The sequence below is a fragment of the Actinomycetospora lemnae genome (assembly GCF_028737315.1).
Lineage (GTDB): Bacteria > Actinomycetota > Actinomycetes > Mycobacteriales > Pseudonocardiaceae > Actinomycetospora > Actinomycetospora lemnae.
In genome coordinates, this window is record NZ_JAQZAO010000003.1 from 318,245 (window position 1) to 332,460 (window position 14,216).

Consider the following 14,216-nt stretch of genomic DNA (forward strand, 5'->3'; position numbering starts at 1 on the left):
CAGGGTGGTCAGGGCAGCGTGAAGCGCGCGGGGAAGCGTTGCATGCCACGCGACAGCAGCACGGGATGCCACTGCAGCGGTTCGTCGGTGAGCCGGAGCCCGGGCAGTCGGGCGAAGGCGCGGGGGATCGCGATCGACGCCTCGAGACGGGCCAGCGGCGCGCCGAGACAGTAGTGCGCGCCGATGCCGAACCCGAGCTGGCCGGCCTTCTCGCGGGTGACGTCGAAGGTGTCCGGGTCGGCGAACACCTCGGGGTCGCGGTTGGCGGACGAGGGGCTGAGGAAGACGCGCTCCCCGCGGCGCAGCACCCGGCCGCGCAGCTCGACGTCGGCTCCCATGACGCGGGCAACGGTCTTCGCCGGGCCGTCGAACCGCAGCGCCTCCTCGACCGCGCCGCCCACGAGCTCGGGGCGTTCGTGGAGGAGCCGGCGCTGGGCCGGGTGCCGCAGCAGCGCCAGCACGCCGCTGCCGATGAGGTTCGTCGTGGTCTCGTGGCCGGCGAAGAGCAGCAGGACCCCCGTCGCGATGACCTCGTCGTGGCTCAGCGCGTCCCGGTCGTCCCGGGCGCTGATCATGGCGGAGATCAGGTCGTCGGCCGGGCGCCGCTCGTGGTCGCGGACGAGCCCCGACAGGTACGACGTCAGCTCGGCCATGCCCCGGGCACCGACCGTGTGCCGCGTCGCGTCACCCATGCCGCCGAAGACGAGCCCGGTGATCTGGTCGGACCAGTCCTTGAACTGCTCGCGGTCCTCGCGCGGTACGCCGAGCATGTCGGCGATCACCGAGGCGGTCAGGGGATAGGCGAAGTCGCCGATCAGGTCGACGGATCCGTGACCGCGCCGCACCACGTCGTCCAGGAGCTCCGCGGCGATCTCCTCGACCGCCGCGGTCATCTGCGTGACCGCGCGGGGGGTGAAAGCGCGCCCGAGCAGGCGACGCAGCCGCTTGTGGTCGGGCTGGTCCTTGAACACCATCCAGCCCTCGAGCACCTCGAACGCGGCGCGCACGCCCGGGTCGGCGTCCGGGCCCTCGAGCTTCGCGCGGCGGTAGGGCGTGATCCGGTCGGACGAGAAGCGCTCGTCGCGCAGCGCGGCGACCACGTCGTCGTACCGCGTGATGAACCAGGAGCGGTACCGGGGGCTCCAGTGCACCGGGTCGTGCTCGCGCAGTGCGGCGAGCAGCGGATACGGGTCGGCGACGGCCTCCGGGGCGAGCAGGTCGGCGCGCTCGAGGTCGATGTGCTGCGCGGTCACCGGGACTCCAGCACCGTCACGACGCAGGCGTTGCCGTCGAGGACCGAGACGCCGCCGCCCATGGTCTCGACGAGCCCGAGACGTGCTCCCTCCACCTGCCGCGCCCCGCACCGGCCCCGCAGCTGCCACGTGATCTCCGCGATCTGCGCGAGACCCGTGGCCCCCAGGGGGTGGCCGCGCGACAGCAGCCCGCCGGAGGGGTTGACCGGGTGCGCGCCGCCCAGCGCGGTGACCCCGCCGGCGGCGGCCTTCCCGCCCTCGCCGGGCGGCACGAGACCGAGTGCCTCGGTGGTGACGATCTCGCCGATGGTGAAGGCGTCGTGGACCTCGAGGACGTCGGCGTCGCTCGCGGCGTCGAGGTCGGCCGCGGCCAGGGCGTCGCGGGTCGTGTCGGCGACGACGTCGTGCCCCCAGACGTGGGGGGAGCGGTGGTTCCAGGGCGTACCGCTGCGGAGCGCGGCACCGCGCACGACCACCTCGCCGGCAGCGCCGGTCGCCGGGGTGAGCACCGCCGCGGCGGCGCCGTCGGACGTCGGACAGCACTGCAGCAGGGTCAGCGGGTCGGCGATCATGCGTGACGCGAGGACCTGCTCGACGGTGTGGTGCCCGGAGTACTGCGCGCGCGGGTTGTGGACGGCGTGCGCGTGGTTCTTCACCGACACCGCCGCGAGCTGCTCGGGGGTCACGGCGCCGGTGTGCAGGTAGCGGGCGGCGCTCATCGCGTACATCGCGGGCATGGCGAGCCCGGTGCGTCCCTCGGGGTCGGTGGTCTCCGGGGTGATGGCGCCGGAGAACGCGGTGCTCATCTGCTCGAGACCGAGCGCGAGCACCCGCCCGTGACGCCCCGTGCGGACGGCCTCGTGCGCCTCGACGAACGCCGTCGTGCCGCTGGCGCAGGCGTTCTCCACGGTGACGATCGGGATGCCGGTGATCCCCATGGCCCGCAGTACGCGCTGGGCCACCCCTGCCGGGGCGAACACGGTGCCGACCCAGACGGCGTCGACGCGCTCACTCCCGGCGTCGGAGAACGCCTCCCGCACCGCGTCGTACGCGAGCGTCAGCAGGTCGCGGTCGGGCTGGCGCCCGAAGTGCGAGGTGCCGACCCCGGCGACGGCCACCGTGCCACGGGCCGTCACCCGGTCACCTCCACCTGCAGGTCGCCGTCGTCCGAGACGCCGATCAACCGCGCCGTGCTGCCGATCGGCGTCGGCTCGTCGGCGTTCCGGCCGGGCACGTGGGCGAGCACCCGCGGTCCGTCGTCGAGGTCGACGTAGGCCAGCGAGTACGGCGGCGCGTGCCCGGGCACCGCGATGCGCACCACCGTGCTGCTCCAGACCGTCCCCCGCGGACCGAAGTGCGCGGGCTCCACCGCGGACCCGCACGACGGGCACCGCGGCCACGCGTAGGCGACCGGCTCCGCGCAGGCACGGCAACGGCGGCCGACGACGACCCAGTCGCCCTCGGCGGTGCGGCGGATCGCCGGGCGCGGATCGGCGCCCGTCGGAGAGGACATGTGCGCTCCCGCTTCTCGGCTGGCGACCATGTAAGCAAACACGAAGTCGGACAACAACAGCGTGCCGGGAGGTTTGGACGGCGCGCAGGGGCGTGGTCGGGGCGTCGTCGTGGCCTGATCGCGAGCCTTGACAGCGCTGGTGAGGCAGACCACAGTGAAGCCCGTGCCGATGGCAAACCTTCGTTTGCCAACGAGGACCCCGCCCCCCGAGTGCGTGCTCGTGTCGAGCAGGAGGACCGATCGATGAAGTTCGGCTTTTTCACCATGCCGGAGCACCCGCCGATCGAGAACTGGACGCTGTCCTACGACCGCGACATCGCCGCGGTGGTCGAGGCGGAGCGGCTCGGGTTCTCAGAGTTCTGGATCGGTGAGCACCACACGGGCGGGTACGAGAACGTCCCGGTGCCGGAATTCATGATCGCCAAGGCGTCGGCGCTGACCCACCGGATCCGGCTGGGCACCGGCGTGGTGAACCTCCCGTACCAGGACCCCTTCATGGTCGCCGAGCGTCTCGCCTTCCTCGACCACCTCACGCACGGCCGACTCGAGTACGGCTTCGGGGGCGGGGGGCTGCCGACCGACAAGGCGCTGTTCGGCCTCGAGCCCTCGGAGGCCGCGCCGCGGACGAACGAGGCGCTCGAGATCATCTGGCAGCTGCTGACCTCCGAGGACCCGGTCAGCTACGAGGGCGTGTACTGGAAGTACGAGGACCGCCAGCTGCAGGTCGGCCCGTACCAGGACGTGCCGCCGTTCGCGATCGCCGGCCTGACCGGCACCCACAACTACGCGAAGTGCGGCGAGAAGGGCTGGAAGCCGCTCAGCGTCCACTTCGCCCCGACCGACAACGGCACGTACATGGACGCCCCGGACCTCAAGGCGATGGGCGCCGCGATGCTGGAGGCGGGCAACAGGGCGGGCATCGCCGAGTCCGTCACCCGGGAGAACTGGCGGATCGTGCGCGAGGTCTACGTCACGGACGACAAGGACCAGGCGCTCCGCGACATCCGGGAGGGCGTCAAGCTCTCCTACGACTACCTGTTCGGGCTCGGTCTCGGCGCCCTGATGAAGATCGGTGACGGGATGACCGACGCCGACCTCACGCTCGACTGGATGGTCGAGAACATCCCCTGGATCGTCGGCAGCCCCGAGGAGTGCACGCGCCAGATCCGGGAGCTGGAGGAGGAGACCGGTGGATTCGGCACGCTGCTCATCAACTGCCGGGACTGGGTGACCACCGACAAGTGGAACCGCTCCCTGGAGATGTTCGCCCGCTACGTCATGCCGCAGTTCCAGGCCAACCAGCGCATGGCCCGCCGGCGGAAGATGGCGAACGTCGCGCTCGGCATCGCCTGATGCCGGCCGGGATCACCCGATCCTCGCCGGCGTCACCGACAGCATGAGGAAGACCTTCGAGGCCGCCCACGTCATCCCGCGCCCCGGTCGACCGGAGGACGTCGCCGCGGCCGCGGCCTTCCTGTTCTCCGACGACGCCGCGTTCCGCACCGGCGAGATCCTCCCGGTCGACAGCGGCTGGAACACCCAGGGCAGCGCCGGCTAGCCAGCCGACGAAGCACGGGACCGGCGCCGCCCCCCGGCGCCGGTCCCGCGCGACGTCCGCCCCGACGGCCGCGACGGCCTCCGACGACGCGCCCGACGACGACCCCGACGACGCCCCCGACGACCCCCCCGACGACCCCCCCGACGACCCCGACGACCCCGACGACCCCGACGACCGAAGGAGATCCATGGACCTCACCGGACAGACCGCCCTGGTCACCGGGGCCGGCAGCGGCATCGGCAAGGGGATCGCCGCCGCGCTGCTCGAGCGGGGCGCGAACGTGGTCGGGCTCGAGATCGAGCCGGCCAACGTCAAGACGGCCGGCGAGGAGCTCGCCGGCGGCGAGCGTCTGGCCTGGTCGGAGGGCTCGGTCGCCGTGGCCGCGGACGTCGAGGCCGCGTTCGACGTCGCGGAGGCCCGGTTCGGCACGGTCGACCACCTGGTCAACAACGCCGGCACCGCGTCGTTGTCGCTCGTCGTCGACTGCAGCGAGGAGGAGTGGGACCTCATCGTCGACACCTGCCTCAAGGGCACCTTCCTGTGCACGCGGGCGTTCGCCCGCCGGGCGATGGCGGCCGGCCGGGGCGGCTCGGTCGTCAACATCTCCTCGCTCAACGCGATCGCCGCCACCGACGGCCTCGGGCACTACTGCGCCGCCAAGGCCGGCGTCATGAACTTCACCAAGGTCTGTGCCGGCGAGCTCGGACGCCACGGCATCCGTGTCAACGCGATCGGGCCGGGCACGGTCAACACTCCGCTGGGCGCGGGCTTCACCGTGGGACAGATCGGCCAGGAGTTCCTCGACCGCACGCTGGTCGGGCCCCCGCGGCACCAGGAGCCCTCGGACATCGCCGACGTGGCGCTCTTCCTGATGTCGCCGACGGCGGGCCGGATCACCGGCCACTTCATCCCCGTCGACGGCGGCCAGCACGTGCGCGGGCTGCACTCCTACTGGGACGTCGCCGAGGCGCAGGGCATCGTCGTGCGGCCGGCGCAGTGACCACCGAGGCCCGGCCGCGGGCGATCGCGGCCCTCGACGACCGTGGCTTCCCGCGCTTCTGGGACGAGGAGCGGGAGACGCGCAGCCCCGGCGAGCGCGACCGCACCATCCTCGAGCGCCTGCAGCACCAGCTGCGCTACGCGTACGCCGAGCTGCCGTTCTACCGGCGGCTCTACGACGCCCGGGGCTTCCACCCCGACCAGGTGCGTTCGATCGAGGACTTCACCACGAAGGTCCCGGTGATCACCAAGAAGATGCTGATCGCCGACCAGCGCGAACATCCGCCCTTCGGCAGTTACACCCCGGAGCTCGCACCGGGGCAGATCGCCCGCATCCACGGCTCGTCGGGGACGTCGGGGACGCCGACGATGTACGCCGTCTCGCACGGCGACTGGCGGCGCGCCGCCGACGTGCACGCGATGGCCCAGTGGTGCGCCGGCATCCGCCCCGACGACCTGGTGCAGATCGGCTTCCCGTTCGGGCTCTTCTTCGGCGGCTGGGGCGTCGTGCAGGGCGCCGAGCGCATCGGTGCGACGGTGTTCCCCCTCGGGGTCACCGACTCCGAGCGGCACCTCGAGCTGATCACCTCGCTGGGGTCGACGGTCTTCAGCGCCACACCGTCCTACTGCATCCACCTGCTCTCGGTGGCCGAGCGCCTCGGCATCGACCTCGCGGCGAGCAGCGTGCGGCGCATCCTCGTGGGCGGCGAGCCGGGAGGCAGCCTGCCCGGCACCCGGAAGATCATCGAGGAGGGCTGGGGCGCGATCGCGAGCGACGCGGGCTCGACCTCGGAGATGTACCCGTTCCAGACCAGCGTCGGCTGCGAGGCCGGCACCGGCACCCACCTCATCACCGACGAGGTGTTCACCGAGGTCGCCGCCGCCGACGACCTCAACACGCCGGTGCCCGCCGGCGAGCGCGGTGCCGTGGTCTACACACACCTCTGGCGCGAGTCCCAGCCGATGATCCGGTTCGCGCCCGGGGACGAGACCTTCATGTCCACCGATCCCTGCCCCTGTGGGCGCACCTATCCGCGCCTCCCCGAGGGGATCCTCGGCCGCCTCGACGACATGCTCGTCATCCGTGGTGCCAACGTCTTCCCGAGCGCGGTCGAGACCGGTCTGCGCACCGTGCCGGAGCTCGGTCCCGAGTTCCGCATCCGGGTGAGCAAGGTGGGTGCGCTCGACGAGATGACGGTCGAGGCCGAGCTCACCCACCGGGCGTCGGGCGAGCTGTCGATCGACGGGCGCGAGGAGCTGGTCCGGCGCGTCGAGGACGCGCTGCGCCGCAGCGTCCACATCCGCGTACCGGTGACGCTGCTCGAGCCCGGGACCCTCCCCGAGACCACGTTCAAGGCCCGGCGGGTCCTGGACGAACGACCGCGGGGCTGACGCCCCTCCGCCACCCGACACCGCCGCGGAGCGACCGAGTGACCATCTCCACGACGCCCCGACCCGATCCGGTGCGTCCTCGCCAGGTGCCCGTCCCCCTGGACGGCGACGAGCTCCGTGACGTCTACGGGCGGTTCCCCACCGGGGTGGTCGGTGTGTGCGCCGAGGTGGACGGTGCGCCCGTCGGCCTCGCGGTGAGCACCTTCGTCCCGGTGTCGCTCGATCCGCCGCTCGTCAGCATCTGCGTGCGGGCCGGCTCTGCGACGTGGCCCCTCCTGCGGCTCGTCCCGCGTCTCGGGATCAGTGTCCTGGGAGCGCACCACGAGGGCGTCGCCCGCGCGCTGGCCGGACCCGCCGAGCAGCGCTTCCGCGACGTGGTCACCGAGGTGCGCGAGGGCGGCGCCGTGGTCGTCGGCGACGCGCCGCTGGCGCTGACCGTCACCGTGGTCGACGACGTCGTCGCGGGGGACCACCTCATCGTGGTGTGCCGGGTCAACGAGGTCCTGGTCGACGACGGCCACAGCCCGCTCGTCGTCCACCGCAGCGCGCTGCGCCCCCTGGCCGCGGTCTGAGGACGGGCGACACCGGCTCGGTCGCCTCATCGCCACGGATCGGGCCTCGCACTCCGCCTCCACCCGGGCCACCACCGCCGCGAGCGCGGAGCACCGACTGAGGACCGACGCGCAGGGTGACGCGGCTGGTAGACCGGAAGCCGTGATCGACGAGGTCGACCTCGACCTGCCGGTGCGCGCGGCGCTGCCGGAGCTCGGGGCGGCGCTGGGGGAGCGCGGGGCGGCCGTCCTCGTCGCCCCGCCCGGCACGGGCAAGACGACGCTGGTGCCGCTCGCGCTCGCCGGGTCGGTCGGCGGCCGGGTCCTCGTCGCCGAGCCGCGCCGTGTCGCCGTGCGCGCCGCGGCGCAACGGATGGCGTGGCTGCTCGGCGAGTCGGTGGGCGGGCGGGTCGGCTACGCGATCCGCGGCGAGCGGCGCTCCGGCCCGCGGACGCGAGTGGAGGTCGTCACGACCGGCCTGCTCGTCGCCCGCCTGCAGCGCGACCCGGAGCTCGCGGGCGTCGACGCCGTCGTCCTCGACGAGTGCCACGAGCGCCACCTCGACACCGACCTCGCGCTGGCCTTCACCGCCGACGCGCGCGCCGCCCTGCGTCCGGACCTGCGCCTGCTCGCCACGTCCGCCACGGCCGCCGCCGACGACCTGTCCGTCGCCCTCGACGGCCCCGTCGTCACCGCGCCCGACCCGCTGCACCCCGTCGACGTCGTCTGGAGCCCGCCGCCGCGTCCCGTGCCGCCGCCGCGCGGGATGCGGGTGGAGCCGGCGCTGCTCGACCACGTCGCGACGGTCGTCCGACGCGCCCTCGCCGACGCCGACGGCGACGTCCTCGTCTTCCTGCCCGGACGCCGGGAGATCGACGAGGTCGCCCGGCGCCTCGGCGGTGTCGGGGCCGAGGTGCTCACCCTGCACGGCGGGCAGGACGCGGCGCACCAGGACGCGGTCCTCGCCGGCTCCTCGACGGGGCGTCGCGTCGTCCTGGCCACGTCGATCGCCGAGACGAGCCTGACGGTGCCGGGGGTGCGGGTCGTCGTCGACGCGGGGCTCTCCCGCCGACCGTGGACCGACCACGCCCGCGGCCTCGACGCCCTGGTCACGGTGCTCGCGTCGCAGGCCTCGGCGACCCAGCGCGCCGGGCGCGCGGGCCGGGAGGCGCCCGGCAGGGTGTACCGCTGCTGGTCGGAGGCCGAGCACGCGCACCGCGACCGCGACGACGCCCCCGAGGTGGCGCACGCGGACCTGGCCGGGTTCGCGCTGCAGCTGGCGCGGTGGGGCACGCCCGACGGCGCGGGGCTGGCCCTGCTCGACCCGCCGCCGAGCGCCGCGTTCGACGCCGCGCGCGAGGTGCTCCGCGGGCTCGGCCTCGTCGACGGCGACGGACGGATCACCGAGCGGGGGCGGTCGGTGGCCACGGCCGGCGTCCACCCCCGGCTCGGGCGCGCGCTGCTCGACGGCGCCGAGATCGTCGGGCGGGACACCGCCACCGAGGTCGTGGCGCTGCTCGCCGCCGACGTCACGGGCGACGCCGACGACCTCGAGGAGCGCCTGCGCCGGGCCAGGGGCGACCCGCGGTGGCGGGCCGAGGTCCGCCGGCTCCGGCAGGTGGACGGCCTCCCGCCTCGGGGCGGTCGTTCCGACGGCCCGGCGACCGTCGTCGCCCTCGCCTACCCCGACCGCCTCGCCCGGGCCCGCGCCGCCGACGCGCGCGAGTACCTGACGACCGGTGGCACCGGGGTCGAGCTCGCGGCGGAGTCGCGACTGCGGGGCAGCCCGTGGATCGCCGTCGCCGACGCCGTGCGCGGTCCGGGCGACCGGGTCGCGCGGGTGCGGCTCGCCGCGCCGATCGACGAGGACCTCGCCCGCGAGGCCGCCGCCGGCTGGTGGCGCGACGACGCGGTGGTGGCCTGGGAGGACGGCGACGTCGTCGCGGAGCGCCGCGAGCGCCTCGGCGCGATCGTGCTGGCCCGCCGGCCCCTGACCGACCCCGACCGGGCGGCGGTCGCGGCCGCGGTGCGCGACGGCCTGGCCGCCGAGGGCCTCGGACTGCTGCGCTGGGACGACGCGGCGACGGCGCTACGTGCCCGGCTGGCGTTCCTGCACGCGGCGCGCGGCGACCCGTGGCCGGCCGTCGACGACGCGTCCCTGCTGGCCCGGCTCGACGAGTGGCTCGACCTCACGCGGGTGCGCCGGCGGGCGGACCTCGCGCGGGTGGAGGTCGCCTCGGCGCTGCGGCACCTCGTGCCGTGGTCGGAGGCCGGCCGGCTCGACGAGCTCGCCCCGACCGCCGTCACGACCCCCTCCGGACGCACCGTCCGCGTGGACTACACCGACCCCACGGCGCCGGTCGTGGCGCTGACGGTCCAGCAGGCGTTCGGGTGGGAGCGCGCGCCGGTGCTGGCCGGGGTGCCGGTCGTCGTCCACCTGCTCTCACCGGCCCGACGCCCGGCGGCCGTGACCGCCGACCTCGCGTCGTTCTGGGACACCGGCTACGCGCAGGTGCGCGCGGAGCTGCGGGGGCGCTACCCGAAGCACGCCTGGCCGGAGGACCCGCGGCGCTGACGCCCCGGATGCACCCCGGATGCGGTTGTGCACTACCCCTCGTCCACGCGTGGGGATCCCGCGAACGGGATATCCTCCGGACGAACGTGCTGCGGCCGGGACACCCGACCGCTCGGCGAGCTGGTGCCCAGACCCCGTGCTCCTCGCCTCTCGACCCCCGGCCCACTCGGGGCCGGTCGGACGCGACGACCACGAGGCCACGGAGGCCACTTGAGCTCGACCACCCTGGCACGGACGACCCCGACGACCGCCACGACCCCGACGACCGCCACGACCCCGACGACCGCCACGACCCCGACGACCGCTCACCTCTCGGCCGCCGACGTCGAGGCCCTCGGCGCCGAGCTCGACGGGATCCGCCGCGGCGTGATGGACGACCTCGGCGACGACGACGCCCGCTACATCCGGCGCGTCATCGCCGTGCAGCGCGGCCTCGAGACCGGAGGGCGCGCCCTGCTGCTCGTCTCGGTCCTGCCGCCCGCGTGGATCGGCGGGACGGCCGCGCTCTCGGTGGCCAAGATCCTCGAGAACATGGAGATCGGCCACAACGTCCTGCACGGGCAGTGGGACTGGATGAACGACCCCGAGATCCACTCCTCGACCTGGGAGTGGGACTCCGCGTCGTCGGCCGACGGCTGGAAGCACTCCCACAACTACGTGCACCACACGTACACGAACGTGCTCGGCAAGGACCGCGACATCGGCTACGCGACGCTGCGCGTCGACCCCGAGCAGCCCTGGAAGCCGCACCACCTCGTACAGCTGCTGATCAACGGGGGGCTCGCGCTCGGGTTCGAGTACGGCATCGCCATCTACGACATCGAGCTCGAGGAGGTCGCGGCGGGGCGCAAGCCCTGGGCGCAGGCCCGCACCGAGCTGGGAGGCCTCTGGCGCAAGGTCCGGGGCCAGATCGCCAAGGACTACGTCCGCTGGCCGCTGCTGTCCGGGCTGTCGGCGCCGACCACGTTCGCGGCGAACCTGGCCGCGAACGTCGTGCGCAACGTCTGGACCCACGCGGTGATCTTCTGCGGTCACTTCCCGGCGGACGCGGAGACCTTCGCCGAGGAGCAGCTCGACGGCGAGACCCGCGGCCAGTGGTACCTGCGCCAGCTGCTGGGCTCGGCGAACCTCGACGGCCCGCCGCTCCTGCACCTGATGACCGGCAACCTCTCGCACCAGATCGAGCACCACCTGTTCCCGGACATGCCGTCCAACCGCTACGCCGAGGTCGCCCCCGCGGTCCGCGCCCTCTGCGAGCGCTACGGGCTGCCGTACACGAGCGGACCGCTGCACCGGCAGTACGCCGGTGTGCTCGCCACCATCGCCCGGATGTCGCTGCCCGGCGGTGCCCGGTCCTGAGACCGGCGCGCCCGCGCCCCTCCCTGATCGACGATCCGGAGTTCTCCGTGCCCACGCCACAGGCCCTCTCACCGGGTGCCGACGCCGCAGCCGCAGGCGTCGGCATCGGCCGTGGGCCGGGTCGCCACCTCCCCGAACAGCTCGGGGAAGGACGAGACCTCGGGGGCCGTCACGAGCCGCCGTCCGAGCCCGTCGACGTGCAGGCAACCGCCCGCCCACCGCAGGCGGTGGCTCAGGGCGGCCAGCAGCTCGAGGACCGGGACGTCGCGGCCCTGCAGCCGGGTGAGGTCGACGCTCAGGTGCCGCCCCCCGGCGCGGATCAGGTCGTCGACGGCGCGCTCGAGGGACTCCACGAGCGGTGGCCGTGCCCACCCGGTCAGCAGGACCTGGACGGCGTCACCCGTGGTCCAGACGACGAGCACCCGCGGATGGATGTGCACCGACGACCCCCGGCACCACGTGACCGACACGGTGTCCGGGGTCCGGGGACACGCCACCCGATCACCGGGCGGTCCGCTCGCGACGCTAGTCGCGCGCGCGTCCGTCCACCACTCGCAGAACCCCTCGCCGGCGTATACCGGCGGCCCGCTGCCCACGAAGGCGAGAGCATGGAACCGACCCCCACGGCGGTGATCGGCGTTCCCCCGGCCGGCGCGGCCCCCGCACCGTCGACCGTTCCACCGCAGGCCCTGTTCCCGGAGCTGGTCCGGACGGTCAAGCAGGCCGGGCTCCTGCGCCGACGCCACGGCGCCTACCTCGGCCTGTTCGCCCTGAACCACGTCCTCGCGGGCCTGGGCGTCGCGGCCTTCGTCGTGCTCGGCGCGTCGTGGTGGCAGATGCTGACCGCGGTGTTCGCCGGGCTCGTCTCCACACAGCTGGCCTTCCTGGGCCACGACGCCGGCCACCGGCAGATCTTCGCCCGGAAGCGGGCGAACGACGTCGTCGGGTACCTGCACGGCTGCCTCGTCGGGATGAGCTTCGGCGCGTGGGTGGACAAGCACAACCGCCACCACGCGCAGCCCAACCACGCCGACGAGGACCCCGACATCGACATCCCGGTGCTGGCGTTCAGCGCCGAGCAGGTCGCCGACCGTCGAGGTCCCGCGCGCTGGATCGTCGCCCACCAGGCGTTCCTGTTCTTCCCGCTGCTGCTCCTGGAGGGCTGGAGCCTGCACATGACGTCGGCGCAGGCCGCGGTGCGTGGCGAGCTGCGCCGCAGCCGCCTCGAGACGGCCCTGCTCGCCGTCCACGCGATCGGCTACCTCACGGCCCTGTTCTGGGTCCTCACGCCGCTGCAGGCGGTCGTCTTCGCGGTCGTGCACCAGGGCGTGTGGGGGGTCTACATGGGGCTCGCGTTCGCGCCCAACCACAAGGGCATGCCGATCATCGAGCCCGGGCGGCGCCTCGACCACCTGCACAAGCAGGTCCTGACCGCCCGCAACGTGCGGGGCGGGCCGGTCGTGGACTACGTCCTCGGCGGGCTCAACCACCAGGTCGAGCACCACCTCTTCCCGGGCATGCCGCGACCCAACCTGCGGCGCGCCCAGCTGCTCGTGTCCGCGTTCTGCGCCGAGCACGCGCTGCCCTACACCCGGACCGGCGCGCTCGACTCCTACGGGCAGGTCCTGCGTCACCTGCACGCCGTCGGCGCGCCGCTGCGGTCGTCCCCGGCCCCGGCGCGGCCGAGGTGATGGCCGACGTCCCGTCGCCCGACGGCGTCGACCGAGGCGACGGGCCACTCGCCCCGGCGGGGTCCGCCAGGGCGCTGCGCGGCGCCGTCGAGTCCGCGCACGCCCGCCACGGGGACGGTCCGGCGCCGCAGTTCTCCGAGGACGGCGGCGGATCGGTCTTCGACGCGCACGGCCGCTGCGCCCGGGTCCAGCCCCTGGGGTCGCGCACCCGCATCACGCTGTCCTCCGACGGGAGCACCGTGGCCGAGGCCGAGGTCGACACCGACCGCCTCGTCGACCGTCTCGGCCTCGTCGGGACCGCCTACGACGCGCTCGCCGCCGCCCTCGTGGAGGAGAACGGCCCGGGGACCCGCCCGGACTGACGACCGGGTCGTCCCGCCGCGCTCGAGCGCGTCCGGTGTCGGCGTGCCCGGCGACGACGAGCTGTACGCGGTGGCGCGGCACGCCTCAATCGGGGTTGCGGGGAGCGACGGCCGCGCTGCCCTGGTCCTCGGGATCGACGTCGAGCTCGAGGGCCGCTGCGGGCGGTCCGGAACCGTCCGCGGCTCCGTCGGGGTCGGCGTCGGGCACGCGGTCGTCCTGCTCGCCGGGCGCCAGGTCGTCGGGATACCCGCCGTCCAGGCGGTGCTCGGGCCCACCGAGCACCCGGTGCTCGAGCGCGTCCACCGCGTCCTGCGGGTTGCGCCGGGCGCGGTCCGGGTCCAACGGATCCTCCTCGTGCGGGCCCGTGTCGGGGTTCACGAGGCATCCCTCGGCGCGGGGACCTCGGGGAGCCCCGAGACGTGGGCTTGATCGAGGACGTCGGCGAGCCGGGACACGATCGGCAGCTGCCGGTCCAGACCGCACATCCGCAGGACGCGGACGACCGGGCGGGTCGTCGCCACCAGGACCAGGCGGGCGCCGCACCGGCGGGCGGTCTCGTCGGCCTCGACGAGGGCGCCGACACCGATCGCGCCCAGGAAGGTCACCCCGCCGAGGTCGCACACCACGACGTCGGGCGCGCGTCCGCCGACGGTGTCGGACCCCACCCCGTCGGTGAGTGCCCGGCGCAGGTCGTCGACCGTGTCGAGGTCCACGTCCCCGTGGACCCGGACCAGGACGCGATCGGGCCGCGGATGGTGGACGGTGAGGGTCGGTCGCGGCGATGTCGTGCCGGGTCCGGTCCTCGGGGGGATCGGCACGGCTGGTGACGGATCGGGAGCTCGGTGCACGGGCGCTCAGCCCTTCCGGTGATCGCAGAGCGGCGTCGCACGAGATCGGCGACGCGACAGCACCGGGGCCGGGGGACCGTCCGGTCGTGGCCGAGGACCACGGCGACCTCCGTC

At 74.3% G+C, this 14,216-nt stretch carries 15 protein-coding genes; 9 read left to right on the top strand and 6 right to left on the bottom strand.

Translation table 11 applies throughout. From position 1 onward, the window contains the following. Nucleotides 1–8: 8 nt before the first annotated feature. Genes PGB27_RS08510 through PGB27_RS08520 form a run of 3 tightly spaced genes read right to left on the bottom strand, consistent with a single transcriptional unit; the run spans nucleotide 9 to nucleotide 2,766 of the window. On the bottom strand, nucleotides 9–1,253 hold the full coding sequence (locus PGB27_RS08510; protein WP_274199933.1) for a cytochrome P450: 1,245 nt from the start codon (nucleotides 1,251–1,253) through the stop codon (nucleotides 9–11). Continuing rightward, entirely contained in the window at nucleotides 1,250–2,389 is a 1,140-nt protein-coding gene (locus tag PGB27_RS08515; protein ID WP_274199934.1) for a thiolase family protein, read from the bottom strand. The genes PGB27_RS08510 and PGB27_RS08515 overlap by 4 nt, the downstream gene beginning before the upstream one ends. Beyond that, entirely contained in the window at nucleotides 2,386–2,766 is a 381-nt protein-coding gene (locus PGB27_RS08520) for a Zn-ribbon domain-containing OB-fold protein (protein WP_274199935.1), read from the bottom strand. The genes PGB27_RS08515 and PGB27_RS08520 overlap by 4 nt, the downstream gene beginning before the upstream one ends. A gap of 243 nt (nucleotides 2,767–3,009) precedes the next feature. Between PGB27_RS08520 and PGB27_RS08525 the strand changes: the two genes are divergently transcribed. The 7 genes from PGB27_RS08525 to PGB27_RS08555 all read left to right on the top strand — a co-directional run bounded on the left by PGB27_RS08525 (nucleotide 3,010) and on the right by PGB27_RS08555 (nucleotide 11,200). Beyond that, nucleotides 3,010–4,119, top strand: coding sequence for an LLM class flavin-dependent oxidoreductase (locus tag PGB27_RS08525; RefSeq protein ID WP_274199936.1), 1,110 nt, complete (start codon nucleotides 3,010–3,012; stop codon nucleotides 4,117–4,119). A gap of 43 nt (nucleotides 4,120–4,162) precedes the next feature. Beyond that, nucleotides 4,163–4,324, top strand: coding sequence for an SDR family oxidoreductase (locus PGB27_RS08530; RefSeq protein ID WP_274199937.1), 162 nt, complete (start codon nucleotides 4,163–4,165; stop codon nucleotides 4,322–4,324). Nucleotides 4,325–4,511: 187 nt separating this feature from the next. Next, a complete protein-coding gene (locus tag PGB27_RS08535) occupies nucleotides 4,512–5,324 on the top strand; it encodes an SDR family NAD(P)-dependent oxidoreductase (RefSeq protein ID WP_274199938.1) in 813 nt (270 codons plus the stop codon). Beyond that, nucleotides 5,321–6,715 carry a phenylacetate--CoA ligase family protein gene (locus PGB27_RS08540; protein WP_274199939.1) on the top strand — a complete coding sequence of 465 codons (1,395 nt, stop codon included), beginning with the start codon at nucleotides 5,321–5,323 and terminating at the stop codon, nucleotides 6,713–6,715. Before PGB27_RS08535 ends, PGB27_RS08540 begins: the two co-directional genes overlap by 4 nt. An 86-nt stretch (nucleotides 6,716–6,801) precedes the next feature. After that, nucleotides 6,802–7,287, top strand: a complete 486-nt coding sequence (locus tag PGB27_RS08545; protein ID WP_274199940.1) for a flavin reductase family protein — start codon at nucleotides 6,802–6,804, stop codon at nucleotides 7,285–7,287. A gap of 142 nt (nucleotides 7,288–7,429) precedes the next feature. Continuing rightward, nucleotides 7,430–9,841, top strand: a complete 2,412-nt coding sequence (hrpB, locus tag PGB27_RS08550; protein WP_274199941.1) for an ATP-dependent helicase HrpB — start codon at nucleotides 7,430–7,432, stop codon at nucleotides 9,839–9,841. Between the two features lie 210 nt (nucleotides 9,842–10,051). Continuing rightward, nucleotides 10,052–11,200 (top strand): fatty acid desaturase family protein, encoded by a 1,149-nt coding sequence (locus PGB27_RS08555; RefSeq protein WP_274199942.1) that lies wholly within the window; start codon nucleotides 10,052–10,054, stop codon nucleotides 11,198–11,200. A 68-nt stretch (nucleotides 11,201–11,268) separates the two neighbouring features. On the opposite strand, the gene PGB27_RS08560 is transcribed toward PGB27_RS08555, so the two are convergent. Then, a complete protein-coding gene (locus PGB27_RS08560; RefSeq protein WP_274199943.1) occupies nucleotides 11,269–11,670 on the bottom strand; it encodes an STAS domain-containing protein in 402 nt (133 codons plus the stop codon). Between the two features lie 138 nt (nucleotides 11,671–11,808). Here PGB27_RS08560 and PGB27_RS08565 point away from each other — a divergent pair, with 138 nt between their 5' ends. Both PGB27_RS08565 and PGB27_RS08570 read left to right on the top strand, forming a co-directional pair. Continuing rightward, on the top strand, nucleotides 11,809–12,891 hold the full coding sequence (locus tag PGB27_RS08565) for a fatty acid desaturase family protein (RefSeq protein WP_274199944.1): 1,083 nt from the start codon (nucleotides 11,809–11,811) through the stop codon (nucleotides 12,889–12,891). Next, the gene (locus PGB27_RS08570; protein ID WP_274199945.1) at nucleotides 12,891–13,253 is read left to right on the top strand and encodes a hypothetical protein; all 363 of its coding nucleotides are present in this window, start codon (nucleotides 12,891–12,893) and stop codon (nucleotides 13,251–13,253) included. Before PGB27_RS08565 ends, PGB27_RS08570 begins: the two co-directional genes overlap by 1 nt. 85 nt (nucleotides 13,254–13,338) lie before the next feature. On the opposite strand, the gene PGB27_RS08575 is transcribed toward PGB27_RS08570, so the two are convergent. Together PGB27_RS08575 and PGB27_RS08580 are read right to left on the bottom strand one after the other, a co-directional pair. Then, entirely contained in the window at nucleotides 13,339–13,596 is a 258-nt protein-coding gene (locus PGB27_RS08575; RefSeq protein ID WP_274199946.1) for a hypothetical protein, read from the bottom strand. 32 nt (nucleotides 13,597–13,628) lie between these two features. Beyond that, nucleotides 13,629–14,102, bottom strand: coding sequence for an STAS domain-containing protein (locus tag PGB27_RS08580; protein ID WP_332843775.1), 474 nt, complete (start codon nucleotides 14,100–14,102; stop codon nucleotides 13,629–13,631). Nucleotides 14,103–14,216: the final 114 nt, after the last annotated feature.

What these genes read in the sequence shown, in the direction of transcription:
- PGB27_RS08570 (WP_274199945.1), top strand. Translation starts at nt 12,891, where the DNA reads ATGGCCGACGTCCCGTCGCCCGACGGCGTCGACCGAGGCGACGGGCCA.
- PGB27_RS08520 (WP_274199935.1), bottom strand. Translation starts at nt 2,766, where the DNA reads ATGTCCTCTCCGACGGGCGCCGATCCGCGCCCGGCGATCCGCCGCACC.
- PGB27_RS08530 (WP_274199937.1), top strand. Translation starts at nt 4,163, where the DNA reads ATGAGGAAGACCTTCGAGGCCGCCCACGTCATCCCGCGCCCCGGTCGA.
- PGB27_RS08525 (WP_274199936.1), top strand. Translation starts at nt 3,010, where the DNA reads ATGAAGTTCGGCTTTTTCACCATGCCGGAGCACCCGCCGATCGAGAAC.
- PGB27_RS08565 (WP_274199944.1), top strand. Translation starts at nt 11,809, where the DNA reads ATGGAACCGACCCCCACGGCGGTGATCGGCGTTCCCCCGGCCGGCGCG.
- PGB27_RS08535 (WP_274199938.1), top strand. Translation starts at nt 4,512, where the DNA reads ATGGACCTCACCGGACAGACCGCCCTGGTCACCGGGGCCGGCAGCGGC.